The 21,389-nt window shown below is 71.0% G+C and carries 15 protein-coding genes and 1 pseudogene; 9 read left to right on the forward strand and 7 right to left on the reverse strand.

The features are described 5' to 3' along the window. Positions 1 to 83 precede the first annotated feature (83 nt). From ACWC91_RS25800 to ACWC91_RS25810, 3 genes are all read right to left on the reverse strand, one after another. Positions 84 to 506, reverse strand: coding sequence for an SRPBCC family protein (locus ACWC91_RS25800; protein ID WP_390878454.1), 423 nt, complete (start codon positions 504 to 506; stop codon positions 84 to 86). A gap of 49 nt (positions 507 to 555) precedes the next feature. After that, entirely contained in the window at positions 556 to 1,566 is a 1,011-nt protein-coding gene (locus ACWC91_RS25805; RefSeq protein ID WP_450640450.1) for an aldo/keto reductase, read from the reverse strand. Positions 1,567 to 1,939: 373 nt separating this feature from the next. Then, positions 1,940 to 2,713 carry an SDR family NAD(P)-dependent oxidoreductase gene (locus tag ACWC91_RS25810; RefSeq protein WP_450640448.1) on the reverse strand — a complete coding sequence of 258 codons (774 nt, stop codon included), beginning with the start codon at positions 2,711 to 2,713 and terminating at the stop codon, positions 1,940 to 1,942. 329 nt (positions 2,714 to 3,042) lie between these two features. Between ACWC91_RS25810 and ACWC91_RS25815 the strand changes: the two genes are divergently transcribed. The 3 genes and pseudogenes from ACWC91_RS25815 to ACWC91_RS25825 all read left to right on the forward strand — a co-directional run bounded on the left by ACWC91_RS25815 (position 3,043) and on the right by ACWC91_RS25825 (position 4,695). After that, positions 3,043 to 3,525 (forward strand): MarR family winged helix-turn-helix transcriptional regulator, encoded by a 483-nt coding sequence (locus ACWC91_RS25815; protein WP_225077116.1) that lies wholly within the window; start codon positions 3,043 to 3,045, stop codon positions 3,523 to 3,525. Positions 3,526 to 3,815: 290 nt separating this feature from the next. Next, positions 3,816 to 4,304, forward strand: a pseudogene (locus tag ACWC91_RS25820) (recombinase family protein); the annotation flags it as partial. A gap of 127 nt (positions 4,305 to 4,431) precedes the next feature. After that, positions 4,432 to 4,695 (forward strand): hypothetical protein, encoded by a 264-nt coding sequence (locus tag ACWC91_RS25825; RefSeq protein ID WP_450640446.1) that lies wholly within the window; start codon positions 4,432 to 4,434, stop codon positions 4,693 to 4,695. Positions 4,696 to 4,736: 41 nt separating this feature from the next. On the opposite strand, the gene hutG is transcribed toward ACWC91_RS25825, so the two are convergent. Together hutG and hutU are read right to left on the reverse strand one after the other, a co-directional pair. Then, positions 4,737 to 5,741, reverse strand: a complete 1,005-nt coding sequence (gene hutG / locus ACWC91_RS25830; protein WP_225077114.1) for a formimidoylglutamase — start codon at positions 5,739 to 5,741, stop codon at positions 4,737 to 4,739. After that, entirely contained in the window at positions 5,738 to 7,414 is a 1,677-nt protein-coding gene (gene hutU, locus ACWC91_RS25835) for a urocanate hydratase (RefSeq protein ID WP_225077113.1), read from the reverse strand. The genes hutG and hutU overlap by 4 nt, the downstream gene beginning before the upstream one ends. A 331-nt stretch (positions 7,415 to 7,745) precedes the next feature. Here hutU and hutC point away from each other — a divergent pair, with 331 nt between their 5' ends. Beyond that, positions 7,746 to 8,510, forward strand: coding sequence for a histidine utilization repressor (gene hutC, locus ACWC91_RS25840; protein WP_225077112.1), 765 nt, complete (start codon positions 7,746 to 7,748; stop codon positions 8,508 to 8,510). Positions 8,511 to 8,529: 19 nt separating this feature from the next. On the opposite strand, the gene ACWC91_RS25845 is transcribed toward hutC, so the two are convergent. Then, complete coding sequence (locus ACWC91_RS25845; protein WP_225077111.1) at positions 8,530 to 9,411, reverse strand: IclR family transcriptional regulator; 882 nt, start codon at positions 9,409 to 9,411, stop codon at positions 8,530 to 8,532. 143 nt (positions 9,412 to 9,554) lie between these two features. On the opposite strand from ACWC91_RS25845, the gene ACWC91_RS25850 reads away from it, so the two are divergent. Further along, on the forward strand, positions 9,555 to 10,982 hold the full coding sequence (locus ACWC91_RS25850) for an amino acid permease (protein ID WP_225077110.1): 1,428 nt from the start codon (positions 9,555 to 9,557) through the stop codon (positions 10,980 to 10,982). A 147-nt stretch (positions 10,983 to 11,129) separates the two neighbouring features. Further along, on the forward strand, positions 11,130 to 12,683 hold the full coding sequence (hutH, locus tag ACWC91_RS25855; RefSeq protein WP_450643632.1) for a histidine ammonia-lyase: 1,554 nt from the start codon (positions 11,130 to 11,132) through the stop codon (positions 12,681 to 12,683). A 225-nt stretch (positions 12,684 to 12,908) separates the two neighbouring features. On the opposite strand, the gene ACWC91_RS25860 is transcribed toward hutH, so the two are convergent. Beyond that, complete coding sequence (locus tag ACWC91_RS25860; protein WP_450643633.1) at positions 12,909 to 13,709, reverse strand: IclR family transcriptional regulator; 801 nt, start codon at positions 13,707 to 13,709, stop codon at positions 12,909 to 12,911. 123 nt (positions 13,710 to 13,832) lie between these two features. Between ACWC91_RS25860 and ACWC91_RS25865 the strand changes: the two genes are divergently transcribed. The 3 genes from ACWC91_RS25865 to ACWC91_RS25875 all read left to right on the forward strand — a co-directional run bounded on the left by ACWC91_RS25865 (position 13,833) and on the right by ACWC91_RS25875 (position 21,389). After that, entirely contained in the window at positions 13,833 to 16,619 is a 2,787-nt protein-coding gene (locus tag ACWC91_RS25865; RefSeq protein WP_450643634.1) for an aminotransferase class I/II-fold pyridoxal phosphate-dependent enzyme, read from the forward strand. Next, positions 16,616 to 17,200: a HutD/Ves family protein gene (locus ACWC91_RS25870; RefSeq protein WP_225077106.1), complete on the forward strand. Its 585-nt coding sequence runs from the start codon at positions 16,616 to 16,618 to the stop codon at positions 17,198 to 17,200. The genes ACWC91_RS25865 and ACWC91_RS25870 overlap by 4 nt, the downstream gene beginning before the upstream one ends. Before the next feature lie 145 nt (positions 17,201 to 17,345). Further along, positions 17,346 to 21,389 (forward strand): Pls/PosA family non-ribosomal peptide synthetase, encoded by a 4,044-nt coding sequence (locus ACWC91_RS25875; RefSeq protein ID WP_450643635.1) that lies wholly within the window; start codon positions 17,346 to 17,348, stop codon positions 21,387 to 21,389.

A 21,389-nucleotide genomic window follows, 5' to 3' on the forward strand; every position in this document is an offset into this window, starting at 1 on the left:
CAGGAGACTCCACGCCCCGGACGCACCGCGGCCCGGGTACGCGGGGTGCGTGCCCGGGCCGCGCGGTGGGTGACCCTGGAGTGTCAGGCGGAGAGGGTCTTGTGGAGGGCGTCGAGGCCGTCGGCGTAGATGCCGGTGAACAGGTCGACGACTTCCTGCTCGGTGGCGCCCTTGGGGTAGAAGCGGCCGGACCACTGGACCTCGGCGACGTCGTCACGGCCGGGGACGGTGTGGACGCGGATGGTGGAGACGTACCCGTCGTCCACCGGGAACGGGGCCTGGAGGATGGCGTAGCTGTAGTGGCGCTCGGTCTCGTTGAAGTCCACGAGGCGCTCGATGATCACTTCGCCCTCGGGGTTCTTCAGCCGGCGCACCCGGCCGCCTTCGACAGCGACGCTCTCGGGGATGTAGGGGAGCCAGTCGGGCAGGGCGTCGAAGCCGCCGATGAGGCTCCACACCTTCTCGGGCGAGGCGGGCACGATGCGGCTGACGGAAGTGGAGGCCATGGTCTTTCTCCTGGATTCTGGTGCTGGGCGGGGGGCGGGGTGGGTGGGGTCAGGCGCCGTTGGGGAGGGGGGCGGCGGGGCTGACCAGGCCCGCGGCGCGCAGGTCGTGCCAGAACGCGGCCGGGATCTTCTCGCCGAGGGCGGCGATGTCCTCGGCGATGCGGCTGGGCTTGGTGGCGCCGGGGACGACGGCGTCGGCCACCGGGTGGGCCAGGGAGAACTGCAGCGCGGCGGCCTTGATGGAGATGCCGTGCTTGGCGGTGAGCTCCTTGAGGCGGTTGACCTTCGCGATGATCTCCGGCGGGGCCTGCTGGTACTCGAAGTGGGCACCGCCGGCGAGGATGCCGGAGCTGTAGGGGCCGCCGACGACCATGCCGACGTTCTGCTCCTGGGCCATGGGCAGCAGGCGCTGAAGGGCGTGCTCGTGGTCGAGGAGGGTGTAGCGGCCGGCGAGGAGGAAGCCGTCGGGCTGCGGCTCGTCGAGCGCGAGGGTCATCTCGATCGGCTCGGTCTTGTTGACGCCCAGGCCCCACGCCCTGATGACACCCTCGTCCCGCAGGCGGGACAGGACGCGGAAGGCGCCGGTGCGGGCCTCCTCGAACTTCTGCACCCACAGGTCGCCGTGGAAGTCCTGGGCGATGTCGTGGACCCAGACGATGTCGAGCCGGTCGACGCCGAGGCGCCTGAGGCTGCTCTCGATGGAACGCTCGGTGGCCTCGGCGGTCCACTCGTGCACGACCCTGTTGGGGTTGCCGTACTCGAAGATCCCGCCCTTCTCGCCGAAGTCGGGGACCTCGGTCTCGTGCTCGTCGAGGATGACGCGGCCGACCTTGGTCGACAGGACGTACTCGTCGCGGGGCTTGGTGGAGAGGACCTGACCCAGGCGCTGCTCGGAGAGGCCGGCGCCGTAGAAGGGGGCGGTGTCGTAGTAGCGGATTCCCTGGTCCCAGGCGGCCTCGACGGTGGCGCGGGCCTCCTCGTCGGGGATCGCGCGGAACATGTTGCCGAGCGGGGCGGTGCCGAAGCCGAGACGGCCGGGAAGGATGTTCTTGAGGGTCATGATGGTGCCTTTTTCGATCGGTGTCTCCGTGCCGGGGGCGTCCCTGACACGGGAGGGGGGAGACACGGGATTGATCGGGTGCCTCTGTGGGGGCCGCCCTGCCGACGGGGCCGTGGCACCGGGATGCACGGCGGTCCTCCGTCAGGGTCGGGGCGCCGCTGCAATTAATGCGCAAGCGCCTTACATGCGTAGACAATAGTTGCAGACGCGGTGCAATGCAAGGGGGTCCAGCCAGACGATCCGGCCGATGCGAGTGCAGCGGGCACGTGGGGCCATTGAGGAGTCGCTTCCATCCCCGCTTGCGGTACGGACGGGCCCGCAAGCCGAAGGCGTCTGTGCGGTGACCGTCTCGGCCCCATGCCGGGCGCCCGCCTCAGGGGAGGATCGTGGGGACGAGGCCGCCGTCGACACCGAGCGCCCTGCCCGTGGTCGCCGAGGCCTGCTCCGACGCCACGTACGTGACCATGGCGGCCACCTCGTGGGGACGGATCAGGCGCTTGAGCAGGGAGCCGGCCGCCCGGTTCTCGGCCAGATAGCGCCGCTCCTGCTCATCGGGGTTGAGACCGGGATAGAGCTCGTCGAACATGGCCAGCACACCGTCACTCATCGTCGGCCCCGGCAGCACGCAGTTCACCGTGACCCCGGTACCGGCGACCGCCTGGGCCATGCCGCGGGACACGGCCAGCTGCGCCGTCTTGGTCATCCCGTAGTGGGTCATGTCCGTCGGCGTCTGCACACCCGCCTCACTGCTGACGAAAATCACGCGGCCCCACCCCCGCCCGGCCATCCGCGGTGCGTAGTGGCGCGCCAGCCGCACACCAGAGAGCGCATTGACCTCGAAGAGGCGCAGCCAGTCCGCGTCAGGGATCTCGAACACCGGCCTGGTCTCGAAGATGCCGGTGCTGTTGACCAGGATGTCAACATCGGGCAACTGCCGGATCAGCTCGGCCGTCCCCCCGGCCGTCCCGACATCGGCCGCGACACCGCGCCCGCCGATCCGCTCCGCCGTCTCGGCGACACGGTCGGCGTTGCGGCCGTTGACCACGACATCGGCCCCGGCGGAGGCCAGAGCCTGCGCGGCCGCCTCGCCGATACCTGCCGTCGAACCGGTGACCAGCGCGGTACGTCCACTGAGATCGATCCGCATCGGGGGAACACCTCTCCAGAAGTGGCGGCGACCCATCGGTGGCGGGCCGTGTCCGATTGGTGCCGGCGCCGCACCGGCGCCCGTCCGGACCTGGGGGCGACCAGGGCCGATCCGTGGTGAGTGGAAGTCGCCTGGAGCGGTGGAAGCGGCCATCACGAGGAACCAGGCATAAAACGATTCTTCGGCAGGTCGGCGGAGCCCGCACCTCGCCGGTACCCCACTCGGCTCCGGTCCCCTATGTTTGCGTACGCCGAATAACGGCCCTAGCTGATATTTTCGAGAAGGACATATCCTGGACTTCGGCCGCATCTGGAAGGAGACCCGGGCCCATGACCACCACAGACCCCGCACTGACCGCCCTCGCCAACGGATGGGCGGCCCTCTACCTCCTGTACGGCAGGATCGAGGCGCACATCGAGCGCGCCCTGCAGGCCGGGCACGGCCTGAGCGTGCGGGAGTACTCGCTGCTCGACGTGCTCAGCCGCCAGCACGACGGCGAGGGCGGGCACCTGCAGATGAAGCAGGTCGCCGACACGGTCGTCCTCAGCCAGAGCGCCACCACCCGCCTCGTCGCCCGCCTGGAGGACCGCGGCCTGCTCTCCCGCTACCTGTGCCCGACCGACCGCCGCGGCATCTACACCGACGTCAGCGACGCCGGCCTGAAGCTCCTGCAAGAGGCCCGGCCGACCAACGACACCGCCCTCAGGGAGGCGCTCGACGAAGCCGCGAGGAACCCCGAACTGGCCCCCCTGGTCACGGCAGTCGAGGCGAACCCAGCGCCTCGGCACCCCGCCCCCCTTCCGGCACGGTGAGAAGAAGCGTTTGCCCTGCCTTCTCGGAGGAGGAAGAAGGAGATGCGGGCCGCCGGCCCGGTGATGCAGCCCCTCGCCCCCTTCGCATTCCGTGAAGCGCCATGCGGCCGAGGCTGACGGCGCTTGCGGTGGGCCACTCGCAGAAATGAGTAGTTCTGAGAGGACATGAATGCCCTCTGAGAGACCGGAGCCCACCGCCGGAACGTGTCCGCTTTGCCCCCTGATCCTCGTTCTCACAACCTCTCGCAAAACGGCTTTCGCACAATGCCCCTCGCGATAGGTTCTGCGACATGCCGGAGCCCACCGAACCGGCAGCCGCCGTCGAACAGTTCGACTGTCCGACCTGTGCGGTGCCTGCCGGAAGCGCCTGCCGCACCCGCGGCGGCAAGGTCGCCCCGAAGTACCACACCCCACGCTTCATGCTCGTCCGCCAGCTCCGCGCCGAGCTCGAAGTCCGCAGCCCCGCCGACCGCGGGCCCGGCCACGCGTGGGAGATGGGCACGGCCATCGAGGCCGCCGTCCCGGAAGCCGCGACGCAGCGCACGAGGGTGGGGTATGCCCGTTGCAGCACCGCCCAGCAAGAGCTCCAGAGCCAGCTCGACGCGCTGGCGGAAGCCGGGTGTGATCCGGTGTTCCCGGAGAAGATCAGCACCCGGGTCAAGGTCAGGCCGGAGTTCGTCAAGGCGATGGACTTCGCCCGCACCATCAAGAAGGCCGTCCCCCACCAGCGGGTCATCCTCACCGTGCACGAGATGAAGCGCCTCGGACGCGGCGCCGCCGAACTCCTGGCCATCGCCGAGGACCTGCGCCATCACGACATCGAACTCGAACTCCTCACCGGCCCCCTCCAAGGCGTCCTACGACCCGTCCGGACACGGCGCCGCCCTGTTCGCGTTCTTCGCCGGCATGGCCGAGCCCGAGCGCGAATACATCCGGGAGAAGTCCCTCGAAGGTCAGGCATCCGCCCGCGAACGTGGCCGACACGGCGGCAGGCCCAAGGTCGTCGACGACGACATGGCCGCCTACGCCCGGTCCTTGCGGACCAACGGCGTCCCCGTCCCGCAGATCGCGCAGAAGCTCGTCATCGCCTCGGGCAGGAACAAGGGCGAACACCCGTCGGTCGCCACCGTCTACCGCATCCTCACCGAGGACGCCAACAGCACCGAGTGAGCCCGCTTTTCGCTCGCACAGCCTGGCGACCGGATCGAAGGTCACGCCCGGCGGGCGGTCGCGCTCCTGGTGGTCAGGATGCGATGGACCAGCCGGGCGCCGGCCCGCGCCGTGCGGTGGTCGGCGTCGAGGTCCGGATTCAGCTCGGCGACGTCGCAGACGGCCAGCTTCCCGCTCGCCGCCACCGCGGCGCAGACGTGCTCGACGACCTCCATCCGCACCCCGTAGGCGGCGGGGGCGCTCACACCCGGAGCCGTACCGGCGGGGAGCACGTCGAGGTCGATGCTCAGGTGCACGACGTCGCAGGTCGCGAGGAACTCATCGATGAACGCGTCGACGCGCTGGAGGTCGGGCAGGCCGCACTCGGTGTCGAGCAGGTACCGCACCCCGAGCCTGTCCGCGGTGCGGAAGAGACGGGTGGTGTTGCTCGGCTGGCTCACTCCGAGCACCCAGTAGTTCAGCCGCTGTCCGCGCTGCTCCTCCCCGTGTGCCATCTGGAGGAACGGTGTGCCGGAGCTGGGCCGGACGTCGTCGCGCAGGTCGAAGTGCGCGTCGAGGTTCAGCACCCCGAGACGAGCGCCCTCGTGCAGGGCGCGGGTGCCGGCCAGCCCCAGGTAGCTGCCGTAGGCGACTTCGTGGCCGCCGCCGAGCACCACCACGGGGTGGCCGCGGTCGACGAGCGAGGTGAGTACCCGGCCCAGGCGGCGCTGCCCGTTCTCCAGGTCGCCGTCGGCCACCTCGATGTCGCCGGCGTCCAGCGCCCGCACCGGCGCCGGCAGCGCCATGGACGCGAGGGCGCCGCGCAGCGCGCGCGGGCCGTCCGCCGCACCCTGACGGCCCTTGTTCCGCCGGACTCCCTCGTCGCTGCGGAAGCCGACGAACGCGACGTCCCCCGGTTCGGCGTCATGGGGTTCGAGGCCGACCACGTGGTGCCAGCGCAGGTTGTCGGCCCCGGGCCCGTCGTCCCGGCCCGTCCAGGGCGTCGGCGCCACATCCGCCGTCACCGTCGCGGTGACGGCGGGCATCGCGGTGTGGTCGGTGCTCATTCCGTGCCGCTCTCGGCCATCGGGACGCGCACGCCGCGCTGCTGGGCCACCGAGGTGGCGTGCTCGTAGCCGGCGTCCACGTGGCGGATGACGCCCATGCCGGGGTCGTTGGTCAGCACGCGGGAGAGCTTCTGGGCCGCGAGGTCGGTGCCGTCGGCGATGCAGACCTGGCCGGCGTGGATGGAGCGGCCCATGCCGACGCCTCCGCCGTGGTGGATGGATACCCAGGAGGCGCCGGAGGAGGTGTTCACCAGGGCGTTGAGCAGCGGCCAGTCGGCGATGGCGTCGGATCCGTCGAGCATCGACTCGGTCTCGCGGTACGGCGAGGCGACGGAGCCGGAGTCCAGGTGGTCACGGCCGATGGCGATCGGGGCGGACAGTTCGCCGGAGGCGACCATCTCGTTGAACTTCAGGCCGGCGCGGTGGCGCTCGCCGTAGCCGAGCCAGCAGATGCGGGCGGGCAGGCCCTCGAAGGCCACGCGCTCACCGGCCATCTTGATCCAGCGGTGCAGGTGCTCGTTCTCCGGGAACAGCTCCATGATGGCCTTGTCCGTGGCCTCGATGTCCTTGGGGTCGCCGGACAGGGCGGCCCAGCGGAACGGGCCGAGGCCCTCCTCGAACAGCGGGCGGATGTGCGCCGGGACGAAGCCGGGGAAGTCGAACGCGCGCTGGTAGCCGGCCTTGCGGGCCTCGTCGCGGATGGAGTTGCCGTAGTCGAAGACCTCGGCACCCTTGTCGAGGAAGCCGACCATCGCCTCGACGTGCTGGGCCATGGACTTGCGGGAGCGCTCGGTGAAGTCGGCCGGGTCCTTGCGGGCCTGCTCGTGCCACTCCTCGACGCTCACGCCGACGGGGAGGTAGGACAGCGGGTCGTGCGCCGAGGTCTGGTCGGTCACGATGTCGATGGGCGCGCCCATCTCCAGCAGCTTCGGGAAGATCTCCGCGGCGTTGCCGGTGAGGCCGATGGACAGCGGCTTGCGGGCGTCCCGGGCCTCGATGGCGAGCTGGAGCGCGTGGTCCAGGCTGTCCGCCGCGACGTCGAGGTAGCGGTGGGCGATGCGGCGCTCGATGCGGGTGCGGTCGACGTCGACGCAGATGGCAACGCCGTCGTTCATCGTCACGGCGAGCGGCTGGGCGCCACCCATGCCGCCGACGCCGGCGGTGAGCGTGATGGTGCCGGCGAGCGTGCCGTTGAACTTCTTCCGGGCGACGGCGCCGAAGGTCTCGTAGGTGCCCTGGAGGATGCCCTGGCTGCCGATGTAGATCCAGGAACCGGCCGTCATCTGGCCGTACATGGTCAGGCCCTGCGCCTCCAGGGACCGGAACTCCTCCCAGTTGGCCCAGTCGCCGACCAGGTTGGAGTTGGCGAGGAGCACCCGCGGTGCCCACTCGTGGGTGCGCATGACACCGACCGGCTTGCCGGACTGCACGAGCAGGGTCTCGTCGCTCTTCAGCGTCTTGAGGGTGCGGACGATGGCGTCGTAGGCGGCCCAGTTGCGGGCGGCCTTGCCGGTGCCGCCGTAGACGACCAGCTCCTCCGGGTGCTCGGCGACCTCGGGGTCGAGATTGTTCATGAGCATCCGCAGGGCGCCTTCCTGCTGCCAGCCGAGGCAGTTCAGTTCGGAGCCGCGGGGGGCGCGGATGCTGCGGGCCTCTGGGGAATCGGCGGCCATGCTGTCTCCTGGGTGTGATGTCGAACCTTGTTCCGTGCCCCCATGACACGTGAGGGGCACACCGGCGGCCAGGCGTGTCGCCCGGATTTCTCGGATCCGAGAAGCCGGCTCGGCGGACGGGGACGGATCGGCTCGGCGGACGGGGCGGATCGGCTCGGCGTGCGGGGACGGATCGGCTCGGCGCACGGGGACGGATCGGCTCGGCGTGCGGGGCGGATCGGCTCGGCGGGCAGGCGCGGGTCAACTCGACGGTTGGGGACGAAGACGCTTCCCCTAGAATTTTTCCGACAGCCCGCCGGCCGGGCGTCAGGGGGGACCAAGGGTGACGAGGATGGTGAACGGCGTGGCCGTGGAGGGTGCGGACCTCGCCCGTCTGTACGGGGAACAGGCGCCGGGCTCGGCTCCCGCGTACCAGCGGGTGAAGGACCTCGTGACCGAGCAGATCACCAGCGGTCGCTGGCGCGAGGGCGACGCCTTGCCGTCGGAGAGCCAGTTCGTCGAGTCACTCGGCCTGTCCCGTATGACGATCAACCGCGCGCTGCGCGAGCTGACCGCGCAGGGCCTGCTCCGGCGGGTCATGGGGGTGGGTACCTTCGTGGCACTGAACAAGGGCAGTTCCGCCCTGGTCGAGGTGCACAACATCGCCGACGAGGTCCGCCGCCGCGGCCACCGCTACCACGCCCGGGTGCTGTCCTTGCGCGAGGAGGAAGCAGGGAAGATCAGCGCTCAGTTCGGCCTCGGCGAGCGGCACACGGTCTTCCGGTCGCGAGTGGTGCACTTCGAGGGCGACGTGGCCATCCAGCTGGAGGACCGCTACGTCAACCCGGACTTCGCCCCCGGCTACCTGGAGCAGGACTTCACCCGGCGTACGCCGTTCACGTTCCTCTCCGAGGTCGCGCCGCTGGGCAAGGGGGAACACATCGTGGAGGCGGTCCTGCCGTCCGCGGAGGAGTGCGCGATCCTGGGCGTCGAGGAGTCGGAGCCGTGCTTGCTGATTCAGCGCCGCACCTGGTCGCAGGGCGCGCTCGTCAGCGTCGCGCGGCTGCTGCATCCCGGTTCCCGGTATCGCCTCGAGGGCACGTTCGACACGCACTGACCGCCGAGCCGCGCACCGGTCATGCCGCGTCCGCGGAGCGCCGCTGCCCCGGGGACGGATCCTGCGCCCCGCCGCCGGTCGCCGGCCCCGAGGGAGCACGGCCGGACACCGCGGCCGTCAGCCGTGCCGCCCCCTGTTGCAGGACGTGCCGCACATGGTCCGCGTCATGACGGCTGTAGTGCCGGCTCCATGTGCTGCTGAGGGCCGCCACGGGCCGCTCGTTGTGGTCGAACGCCGCCACCCCCACCGAGCGGAGCCCCTCGGAGACCAGCTCGATCTCCTCCGACCAGCCGCGCTCACGGTCGCGCGCCAGCAGGCTCCGCAGCTCGGACAGTGAGCGCGGGCCCTTGCCGGTGCGGGTGACGAGGCTCCCCGGTCGCGGGAAGAGGGCGCGCAGCTGCGCCTCGCCGCAGTGGGCGAGGATCGACCGGCCGTTGGCCGTCAGGTGCGCAGGGAGCCGGACACCGATGTCGGTGACGAGGGCGACGTCGACGTCGCCGCCCTGCCCCGCGGGCGGCCGCTCCTTGAGCAGGTAGACCGACTCCGCGCCGTAGAGGATGCCCAGGTGCACGGTCTGGCCCAGGCGATGGGCCAGGCTGCGCAGGATCGGGCGCGCGAGGCGCTCCAGTGGTTCGTGCCGCAGATAGGCGGAGCCGATCTCGAAGGACGCGACGCCCAGACCGTAGGCCTGCTCCTTCGGGACGTAGGTGACGAATCCGCGATCGACCAGCACCGAGAGGATGTGGTAGACGGACGAGCGCGGGATGCCCAGGTCCCGGGCCAGCGCGCCGGCCTGCGCGGGGCCCGAGCGGCTGGCGAGGTGCAGCAGGATGTCCAGCGCCCGCCCGACCGCGGGCGAGGTGCTGCTCGATTTCGTCTCGATGATCTCGTGTCCGCTCACTGGTTCACCTATTGACGCGCCTGTCTATACAGGAATATACAAGGCCTTCGTTCGTTCTGTGGGCGCGGCGGCAGTCGCCGCCGGGGGCACTCCCTACCCACTTCTCACCCATCCGGGACCTCCCGTCCCCAAGGAGCACTACGTTGACCAAGGACACGGCGACGACCTTGACCAGGGGACTCAAGTCCCGCCACATCCGCTTCCTTGCGCTGGGCTCAGCGATCGGGACGGGGCTCTTCTACGGATCATCCGAATCCATCAAGGCTGCCGGTCCCGCGGTCCTCCTGGCCTATCTGATCGGCGGAGCAGCCGTCTTCCTGGTCCTGCGGTCCCTCGGCGAGATGGCGGTGAGCGACCCGTGCGCGGGATCGTTCGGTGAGTACGCCACCAAGTATCTCGGCCCGCTGGCCGGGTTCGCGACCGGATGGACCTACGCCTTCGAGTTGGTCATCGTCTGTCTGGCCGATGTCACCGCGTTCGGCGTGTACATGGGCTTCTGGTTCCCCGGCGTACCGCGCTGGATCTGGGTGCTGGCGGTCGTCGGCGTCGTCGGCGTGATGAACCTGTTCAGCGTCAAGGTCTTCGGTGAGCTGGAGTTCTGGCTCTCCCTTGTAAAGATCGTCGCCATCATCGCGATGATCATCGCCGGTGTGGCGATCCTCGTCTTCGGCATCCACACCGGCAGCGCCCACGTAGGGGTGTCGAACCTCTGGAACAACGGCGGGTTCTTCGCGCACGGAGTCCACGGCGTCATCATGTCCCTGGCCGTGGTGATGTTCGCCTTCGGCGGCACCGAGATCATCGGCGTCACCGCCGGAGAGGCCCAGGACCCGGAGAGGACGATCCCGAGCGCGGTCAACACGATCCCCCTGCGCATCGTGCTGTTCTACGTGCTGACCATCGCGGTGATCATGTCGCTCAACCCCTGGCAGAACGTCGACTCCTCGGGCAGCCCGTTCGTCCAGATCTTCGTCGGCCTCGGCATCAAGTCCGCAGCGACCGTGCTGAACCTGGTGGTCATCACCGCGGCCCTGTCCGCGATCAACAGCGACATCTTCGCCGCCGGCCGCATCATGTACGGCATGGCCGAGCGCGGGCAGGCTCCCACGGTCCTGCGCCGGGTCTCCCGCAACGGGGCGCCGTGGCTGACCGTGGTCATCATGATGGGCGCGCTGCTGCTCGGCGTCCTGCTGAACTACCTGATGCCCGAGAACGTCTTCGTCGTCATCGCCTCGATCGCGACGTTCGCCACCGTCTGGGTCTGGCTGATGATCCTGGTGGCGCAGGTCGCCGCCCGCCGCAGGATGTCTCCGCAGGAGCAGGCCGCACTCAAGTACCCGGCACCGTTCTGGCCCTACGGCCAGATCATCACGATCGCCTTCATGATCGGCGTGCTCGGGCTCCTCGCCTTCTCCGACAGCACCCGTGTCGCGCTGATCGTCGGCGCCGTCTGGCTGGCACTCCTGTCGGGCGTGTACTTCCTGTGGGCCCGTCCGCGCGGTGCCCGCGCAGACCTCTCCGAGGCTTCCGAGCAGGCGGCGGAGGAACCCGTCTCCGCAGCTCAGGGTTAGTTGCAGGGGTAACCGCACACCACCCTCGAACGCCGATGGGGTCCGTCCGGCCGGACGGACCCCATCGGCGTTCTCGCACCGCCCGGAGCACAATGTCTGGGATCCCGGACAATGAGTGCCGTCAGCGCCTCGCGAAGCTGCTCTGACATGGGACTTCATAGGTTTATGACTGTTGTTGTGAATGTCGGCCCCCTTTCCGCCGACGACGTTGTTTCCGTCGCCCGCCACGGTGCGCCCGTGGTCCTCGCGGAGGAGGCCCTCAAGGAGATCGCTCGCAGTCGCGAAGTGATCGAGGGTCTGGCCGACGACGTGGTGCCGCACTACGGCGTCTCCACCGGCTTCGGCGCCCTGGCCACGCGCCACATCCCCACCGAACTGCGCACCCAGCTCCAGCGCAGCCTGGTGCGCTCCCACGCCGCGGGCTCCGGCCCCGAGGTCGAGCGTGAGGTCGTCCGCGCTCTCATGCTGCTGCGTCTGTCGACCCTCGCCACCGGACGTACCGGCGTTCGCAGGGAGACCGCCGAGGCCTACGCCGCGCTGCTCAACGCCGGGATCACCCCGGTGGTGCGCGAGTACGGTTCCCTCGGTTGCTCCGGCGACCTCGCCCCCCTCGCCCACTGCGCACTGGCGATCATGGGCGAGGGCGAGGTCCGGGACGCCCAGGGGGTGCTCAAGCCGGCCGCCGAGGCGCTCGCCGCCGCCTGTATCACCCCGGTCGTCCTCCAGGAGAAGGAGGGCCTTGCGCTCATCAACGGCACCGACGGCATGCTCGGCATGCTGGTCCTGGCCTGCCACGATCTGCGGCTGCTGCTGCGCACCGCCGACATCACCGCGGCGATGAGCGTCGAGGGGCAGCTCGGCACCGACGCCGTCTTCGCCGCCGACCTCCAGGCGCTGCGCCCGCACCCGGGCCAGGCCGACAGCGCCGCCAACCTGCGGGCGCTGCTCGCCGGTTCGGCGATCACGGCCAGCCACCGCGGTCCGGAGTGCACCCGCGTCCAGGACGCCTACTCGCTGCGCTGCTCCCCGCAGGTCCACGGTGCGGCCCGCGACACCCTCACGCACGCCGAACTGGTGGCCTCCCGCGAACTGGCCAGCGCGGTGGACAACCCGGTGGTCACGCTCGACGGAAGGGTCGAGTCCAACGGCAACTTCCACGGCGCGCCCGTCGCCTGCGTCCTGGACTTCCTGGCCATCTCGGTGGCCGACCTCGCCTCGGTCGCCGAGCGCCGCACGGACCGGTTCCTCGACGTGTCGCGGAACCACGGCCTGAACGCGTTCCTCGCCGAGGACCCGGGCGTCGACTCCGGACACATGATCGCCCAGTACACCCAGGCGGCGATCGTCTCCGAGCTCAAGCGCCTGGCCGGGCCTGCCTCCGTCGACTCCATCCCCTCCAGCGCCATGCAGGAGGACCACGTCTCGATGGGCTGGGCCGCCGCCCGCAAGCTGCGCCGCGCGCTTGACGGGCTCGCCCGCGTCCTCGCCGTGGAGCTCTACACCGCCGCTCGTGCCCTGGATCTGCGCGCCCCGCTGACTCCGGCACCGGGCACCGCCGCGGTACGTGACGGTCTGCGCGAGGTGGTCGAGGGTCCCGGCGCCGACCGCTGGCTCGCCCCCGAGATCGAGGAGGCCGTCCAGTACGTGGCTTCCGGTCGGGCCCTCGCCGCGGCCGAGGCCGAGGTCGGCCTCCTCTGCTGACGGTCTCCCTCCACTGACGGTCTCCCTCTCCGAGGCGGCCCGTATCCAGGAGCCCGTATCCAGGAGCCGGCGGCCCCGGCGCGCCCATCGCGGTGCGCCGGGGCCGCGGCCGTCTCGCCGTGAGAGGCCGCGAGAGGCCGTGAAAGCCGTGAGAGGCGGTGAGAGGCGTGAGAGACATGACGAAGCCGCACGAGCCCTCGCGGGCCTACGATCTCGTACGAGTTCCTACGCCGAGAGAGCCGGTTCTCCCGGACGGCGTGGCGCGTCGGTGACTCCGCCGACGCGGCGGCTCAGCTCACGGGCGGTCCGGGCCACCTCCGTGGCGAACCGTTGCCGGCGCTCCGGATCCGCTTCCCCGGCCGGGAAGGTGACCGCCACACCCGCGATCGGATGGGCGCTGTGATCGAGAACGGGGGCGGCGACGGAGGAGAAACCGGTCGTCACCTCTCCGTCCTCCGTCGCGTATCCGCGGCGCCGTACCTCCACGAGGAGGTTGCGCAGAGCGGACAGCGAGGTGGGTCCGAGCCCGTTGCGCAGGACGAACGCGGAGGGGTCGGGGAACAGGGCGCGGACCTGGGCCTGCGCCAGACGCGCCAGCACGGCCCGGCCGCTGGCGGTGAGGTGCGCCGGCAGCCGTACGCCGACCTCGGTGACCAGCGGCGCGCGTCCCGGGGCTCGCTCCTCGATGACGTAGATCACCTCGCGGCCGTGCAACACGGCCAGATGCGCGTTGTGCCCGGTACGGTCGACGAGCTGTGCCAGCGGGACCCGCGCCAGGCGCTGGAACGGTGCCTGGCGGCTGTATCCGGAGCCGAGTTCGAAGGCACTGACCCCCAGGCCGTAGCGACGCTCTTCGGGCAGGTGCACCACGAAGCCGTCGCGTGCCAGGGTGTCGAGCAGGTGATAGGTCGTCGACCGGGGCAGCCCCACGTCGCGGCTGATGGCCGCGGCCGGCACCGGACCGGCCTGGGCCGCGAGGTAGCGGAGGACGGCGAGCACCTGGGCTGCGGCAGGGACCGTGGACATATCGCGAGCGTACGTCCGTCCGGAAACGCCGATTCCGAATCACCCCGAGGCGTCTGGGATACGAGACGGATTGCGGCTCCCGGGCGTAGTAAGAGGGCCATGACCTGGGGCTTCATGGAACACATGGCACAGACTGCTGGATCGGCCGACGCCCCGTCGGCACCACAACGCGGCGCCCGGTCGGTGGCCGCCGCGGACCACACCGACGAGGTGACATTCCCAGGCGTCTACAACAGCGTCAGGCAGCTGCGCGCCGACGCGTGGAACTCATTGGCGGAACTGACGCGTCGGTTGAGTCTCGGCCCGAGCGCCGGCACCCGCCCGGAGCCGTTGACCGACCAGCTGGCGGAACTGTTCCGGCTGCTGACGCCGATCGAGAACTGCTATGCCTTTCCCGGCAAGGCGGGCCTCGGCGAGCTGCGCCGGCTCCACGAGACCGGTGACCGGCGCCGGCTGGCGGAGCGCGCGGACGACCTGAACCTGGCCCTGGGCACGGACACCTACCGCAATGTCTCGACGGCACCGGAACACCCCGAGGAAGCAGTCGCCGAGGAGCCGTCTTCGCCGCACGAGCCCGCGGCCAAGCCGTACTTCGAAGTGCTCGTCGTCGGAGATCTCGACGAGACGGAGGAACTGGCGCTGCGGGAGACCCTGCGCCACCTGCGCCGCGCCGAGGACGAGTTCGTCTACGACCTCGTCGTCGCCCCCAGCTTCGAGGACGCGGTGATCGCGGCGCTGGTGAACCCCAGTCTTCAGGCCGTCGTCATCCGCCGCCGGTTCGCCAACCGTTCCCGGCACGACCTGCAGGTGGTGCGGCGGTTCTTCGAAGGAACCGCCGCCGAGGCCCTCCCGGAGGAGGACCGGTTCGAGCAGCGGGCGCAGGCGCTCGGCGCCCGGCTGCTGGAACTACGGCCGGAGCTGGACCTCTACCTGATGACGGAAGGGGCGGTGGAGAGGACCGCCGGCAGGCTGAGCCGGGGCTTCGCGCGGGTCTTCCACGCCCGGGAAGGACTCCTGGAACTTCACCTGTCGATCCTGCACGGCATCGGCGAACGCTACACGGCACCGTTCTTCACCGCGCTGCGAGCACACAGCCGGCGCCCGACCGGGGTCTTCCACGCTCTGCCCATCTCCCGCGGTACCTCCGTGGTCGGCTCCCACTGGATCCCGGAGATGGCCCGCTTCTACGGGCTGAACATCTTCCTCGCCGAGACGTCCGCCACCTCCGGCGGCCTGGACTCGCTGCTGGAGCCCACGGGCCCGCTGCGGGAGGCGCAGGACCTCGCGGCCCGGGCGTTCGGCGCCCGGCAGACGTACTTCGTCACCAACGGCACCTCCACCGCCAACAAGATCGTGGTGCAGGCCCTGGTCCGGCCGGGCGACATCGTGCTCGTGGACCGCAACTGTCACAAGTCGCACCACTACGGGCTGATGCTCGCCGGCGCCCACGTGGTCTACCTCGACGCCTATCCGATGGACCGGTACGGCATGTACGGGGCCGTACCGGTGGAGGAGATCAAGCGAAAGCTGCTGATGCTGCGGCGCGAGGGCCTGCTGGACCGGGTCAGGCTCCTCCTGCTCACCAACTGCACCTTCGACGGGATCGTCTACAACCCCGCCCGGGTGATGGAGGAGTGCCTGGCACTCAAGCCGGACCTGGCGTTCCTCTGGGACGAGGCCTGGTTCGCCTTCGCCCGTTTCCACCCGGTCTACCGCCGCCGCACCGCCATGGCCGCGGCGCGCGAGCTGATTGACCGCTACCGCGACGCGGACTACGCCGGACAGTACGCCGCGCACCGCGAGGCCCTCGGGGACGACCCGGACGACGAGACCCTGCTCAGCCACCGTCTGATGCCGGATCCGGACACCGTCCGCATCCGCGTGTACGCCACCCAGTCGACGCACAAGACGCTGACGTCGCTGCGCCAGGGCTCCATGATCCACGTCTTCGACCAGGACTTCAGACACAAGGCGGCCGAGACGTTCCACGAGGCCTACATGACGCACACGTCGACGTCGCCGAACTACCAGATCCTCGCCTCGCTCGACCTCGGCCGCCGACAGGCCGCCCTGGAAGGCTTCGAACTGGTCCAGAAGCAGCTCGAGCAGGCGGGCGTGCTGAGGGACGCGATCGACCAGCACCCGGTGCTGAGCCGGTACCTGCACTTCCTCACCACGCCCGAGCTGATACCCGCCCGGTACCGTTCCTCCGGTGTGGACCAGCCCCTGCGGACCGGGCTGGCGAAGATGGCGGCCGCCTGGGAGGACGACGAGTTCGTCCTCGATCCGACCCGGGCGACCCTGCACATCGGCCGCACGGGCATCGACGGGGACACCTTCAAGCACGAACACCTCATGGACCGCTACGGCGTCCAGGTCAACAAGACCACGCGCAACACGCTGCTGTTCATGACCACCATCGGAACCACGCGCAGCGCGGTCGCCTACCTCATCGAGGTGCTCGTCAAGATCGTCGAGGAACTGCAGGAGAACATCGAGGAGATGAGCCCCCGCGAACGTGCCCTGCACCATCGGCGAAGCGCCGCCCTGGGCGCCGGGTCCGCCGCCCTGCCGGACTTCAGCGCGTTCCATGCCGCGTTCCGACCGGGCGTTCACACACCGGAGGGGGACCTGCGCAAGGCGTTCTTCCTGGCGTACGACGACGACAAGTGCGAGTACGTGATGGCGGACGAAGTCGCCGAGGCCGTGGCGGCCGGGCGGGAGGTCGTCTCGGCCACCTTCGTCACGCCGTACCCCCCGGGCTTCCCCGTGCTCGTCCCGGGCCAGGTGATCAACGAGACTGTGCTGCGGTACATGGGAGCTCTCGACACTCGTGAGATACACGGATACCGGCCCGACACCGGTTACCGGGTCTTCACCGAGTCCGCGCTGAAGGAGATGACGGCATGACGGGCAGCCAGGTGCTGCGGGCGCACGACCGGCCGGTGACGCGCTGGAAGAACGGCGGCGGTCTGACCCGGGAGGTCGCCGCCGACGGCTCCAGCGCGGGTCTGGAGGACTTCGTCTGGCGAGTGAGTCTCGCCGACGTCGCTCGCGGCGGTCCGTTCTCCTCCTTCACGGGCGTGGACAGGATCATCACCGTAGTGGACGGGGCGGGGATGGAGCTGACCGTCGACGGTGCCTCACACACCATCGCCGACGCGTACGAGCCCTTCTCCTTTCCGGGTGACGCGGTCACCGACTGCCGGCTGCTCTCCGGCCCGATCGTCGATCTCAACGTGATGACGCGGCGCACCGGCGCGACGGGGCACGTCCGCATGGCCCGTGAGAAGTTCTCCGTCGTCCCACGGACCGGGATCCTGGTCCTCGTGATCGCCTTGACGGGCACGGTGGCCGTCGAGGAGTCCGGCGTCACCCTCGACCGGTTCGACGCGGTCCTGTTCCCGGACCGCGACGGCGGCACCCTACGTGTCGACGGGGTGGCGGCGGTCGTCACCCTCACCACCACCCCCGGTTCGCCCGGGACATGACGGGGGCGGCCACGCGGGGCCGGCCCCGGCCGGCTTCTCAGTGTCTTCTCAGCGAGCGTCACCGAGGCTGGAGGTGTCCTGGGGACGACCGGGTCCTTTTCGCACAGGGGAAGCGAGGCCTTCTCGCATCGAAGAGGGGGAGCCCATGGTTTCCCGTACCGCAGCCCCACCCGTATCTCCTCGCCGGGGCGGCACCGCCCCGGCGACCGGAGGCGCCGGCGACAGGCTGAACCGCTTCTACGACGACGCCTGCGACCGCACTCCGTCAGCCCCGGCCCTCGAATGCGGATCGCGGCTCCTGACCTACGCCGATCTCGACGCGCGGGCCAACCGGGTGGCCCGGCATCTGCACCGGGCCGGCATCGGCCCGGGCAGTCGCGCGGCCCTGCTGCTGCCCCGGTCCGTGGACATGTACGCGTGCCTGCTGGGCGTGTGCAAGGCGGGCGCGGCGTTCGTGCCGATCGACCCGGCCGCGCCGCCGGACCGGGTCGCCTTCATCCTGGGCGACGCGGGCGCGGCCGTGGTGCTGACCACGTCGGCGCTCGCGTCCGGTGCCGCCTGGGCGGAGCGGTGCCGGACCTGCCCGGTGATCGAGGTCGACACGTGTGCCGCGGATCTGGCCGCCCTGCCGCCGGAACGGCCCGCCGCCGCGGCCGGGGACGTGGACGATCCGCTGGCGTACGTGATGTACACCTCGGGGTCCAGCGGCAGGCCGAAGGGCGTGGAGATCGCGCAGTCGAGCATCTGCAACTTCCTGCGCGTGGTGGCACCGATCTACGGCGTACGGCCGCACGATCGCGTGTACCAGGGCATGACCCTCTCGTTCGACTTCTCCATCGAGGAGATCTGGCCCACCTGGGCGGCCGGCGCCACGCTCGTCGCCGGACCGGGCGGCCCCGGGCAGTTGGGCGACGATCTCGCCGGCTTCCTTGAGGAGCACCAGGTCACCGCTCTGTACTGCGTCCCGACGCTGCTGGCGACGATGTCCCGTGACCTCCCGCGGCTCCGCAAGGTCGTCGTCGGCGGCGAGGCGTGCCCCGCCTCGCTCGTCGAGCGGTGGAGCAGGCCGGGACGCCGCATCCTCAACACCTACGGGCCGACCGAGGCAACCGTCACCGCCACCTGGCAGGAACTCCGGCCGGGGCGTCCGGTGACCATCGGCCGCCCGCTGCCGACCTGCTCGGCCGTCCTCCTGGACGAGCGACTGCGGCCGGTGCCGCACGGCGCCGTCGGTGAGATCTGCCTGGGCGGTCCGGGCCTCGCACGCGGCTACACGGGACGGCCCGACCTGACCGCGGAGCGCTTCGTCCAGCCCCCCTCGGCGCCCGGCTCGGGCCGCCTGTACCGCACCGGAGACCTCGGCAGGATGACCGACGACGGGGAGATCGAGTACCTCGGCCGGGCCGACGCCGAGGTGAAGATCCGCGGCTACCGGGTGTCCCTGGAGGAGATCGACAACGTGCTGCTGGAGGACCCCGGCGTGGCCCAGGCGGCCACCACCCCCGTGTCACCGCGCGACGGACCCGAGGGCGACCGTGTTCTCGCCGCCTACGTCGTGCCCGCCGGGGACGGCGCGGTCCCCGACGACGATCTCGCCGCCCGGCTGCACCGCCGCCTGCGCCGGTCGCTGCCCGCCTACATGGTGCCCGCGACACTGGACTTCCTCGATCGGCTGCCCGTCATGCCCAGCGGCAAGACCGACCGTACGAAACTGCCCGCACCCACCGGCCGCCGCCTCGCCGGCACCGGCCCTGTGGCGCCGGTCCGCGACCGGCTCGAGGCCAGGGTGCGCGACGCCTGGGCACGGACGCTCGGCATGGACCCCGGCGAACTCTCCGCGCAGGCCGACTTCTTCACCGACCTCGGCGGTCACTCGCTGCTCGCCGCCCGCGCGGTGTCGCTGCTGCGCGACCCGGGCGGCGGACCCGGCCCCACCCTGCGCGACCTGTACGAGAACCCGACCGTGACCGGCTTCGCCGCCCGGCTGCGCTCCACGGCCGACGCATCCCGCGCGCCGCGGCAGCCCCGCCCCGCCCCCCTGCGGCACGGCCGCGCCCGCATCGCGCGGGCCGGACTCCTCCAGGCGACGGCCTTCTACGCACTGCTCTTCCTGCTGACCGGTCCGGTGGCCGCGTCCTTCGCGCTGAGCCACGGACAGGTGTCGGGCAGCGGGGCCGTCGGACCGGCCGTCTCGGTACTGGCCGGCTGGTTCGCCGTACGCTGGCTGGTTCCCGTCCTTCTCGCGCGGCCGCTGGCGGCGGGCATCCGGCCCGGCCGGTACCCCCTCTGGGGGGCGACGTACCTGCGGCTGTGGCTGTTGGACGTGCTGCTACTGGGGATCAGCCCGCTGCGGATGCTCAGCGGATCCCCGCTCATGGGTCCGTACCTGCGGCTCCTCGGTGCCCGCGTCGGCCCCCGCACCACCATCGCCACCGGCTTCGTCGGCCTGCCCACGCTGCTGGGCGTCGACCGGGACGCCACGATCGGCTACGGCGCCACGCTGCGCCCCTGGCAGGTCGCCGACGGATGGGTCACCATCGCCCCGATCACCGTCGGCGAGAGGGCGTACGTCGGCGCCAACGCGGTCCTCGAACCAGGCGCCTACCTGGGCCCCGGGTCCGCGCTCGGTGAGCAGTCCGTGTCGGGCCCGGGCAAGGCAGTCCCGGCCGGAGCGCGCCGCGCCGGATCGCCCGCACGCCCGGTCGGGGCACTCGCCCCGCTCGTCGAGACGATGCTGCGTGACCGGACCGAGGCGGATCACTGGCGGCGCCGCCAACTGGCCGCCGTCGTGCTCGGTCTGGTCCTGCTGGAGTCCGTCGTGGTCGCCGCGGCCGTGCCGAGTGTCGCCCTCGTCTGGTGGGCCTGGTCGAGCGGTGACACGACCGCCGCTCTCGCCGCGACCCTCCTGTCCGGCCCGGTCTTCGTGGCCACGGTGTGCGTGGTCGTCGCCGCCGGGAAGCGCGCGGTCCTGCCGAGGACCCCTCCCGGAATCCATCCGGCGCGCTCGGCGCTGGGCGTGCGCAAGTGGATCGCCGACAAGCTGCTGGAGCAGAGCCTCACCCTCACCAACTCGCTCTACGCCACGCTCTACACCGTCCCGTGGCTGCGGCTGCTCGGCGCCCGCGTCGGCCGGCGCGCCGAGATCTCCACCGCGGCGCACATCGATCCCGACCTGCTCACCCTCCGCGACGGCAGCTTCGTCGCCGACATGGCCGGCGTCGGCGTAGCCGCCTTCGCGGCCGGACGCATGGCCTTCGAACCCACGGACATCGGCGAACGCGCCTTCGTGGGCAACGCGGCGCTCGTCCCGGCCGGGACGAGGCTCGGCCCCGGCTCTCTCGTCGGAGTGGGCACGGTGCCACCCCCGGAGCGCGTGCCCGACGGCAGCACCTGGCTCGGCTCACCGGCCCTGCGGCTGCCGGTGCGCCAGGACAGCGGGTCCTATCCGGAGGAGAAGACGTTCCGGCCCACCCGCAAGGCCGTACTCGGCCGCCTGGCCATCGAGTTCTTCCGCGCCACCCTGCCCATGTCCGTGCTCGCGGCCGCCGCCTTCCTGTACCTGCTCGCCCTGTCGGACACCGCCCGCCGCACCGGGCCGTGGGTGCCGCCGCTCGTGTCGCCGTTCCTCGCCGCCGGGGCGGTGCTGGCCGTCATCGGGTGCTGCGTGTTCGCGAAGTGGGTCGTCGCCGGACGGTACCGGCCGCGTGTGGAGCCCCTGTGGAGCCTGTTCGTGCGCCGCACGGAGTTCGTCACCGGCCTCTTCGAAGCGGCGGCGGTACCCGCGGGCGTGGGCGCCCTGGTGGGGACGCCCTTCCTGCCGCCGGTGCTGCGCCGGCTCGGTGCCCGCATCGGACGGCGCACCTGGATCGGCACCACGTACCTCACCGAGTTCGACCTCGTCGAGGTGGGCGACGACGCCTCGATCGGCATGCTCGTCTCCCTCCAGACCCACCTGTTCGAGGACCGGGTGATGAAGATGTCCACGGTGAGCGTCGGCCCCGCCGCGAGCGTGGGTACGCGGACCGTAGTGCTCTACGACACGCAGGTGGGCGCCGGCGTCCGGCTCGGTGCGCTGTCCCTGGTGATGAAGGGCGAGCGCCTGACGCCGGGAACGAGCTGGCACGGGCTCCCCGCCGAAGGAGACGACAGCGCACCAGCGGACGGCGGGCCGACGACGTACCCGCGGTGA

Source organism: Streptomyces sp. NPDC001204 (genome assembly GCF_053598035.1).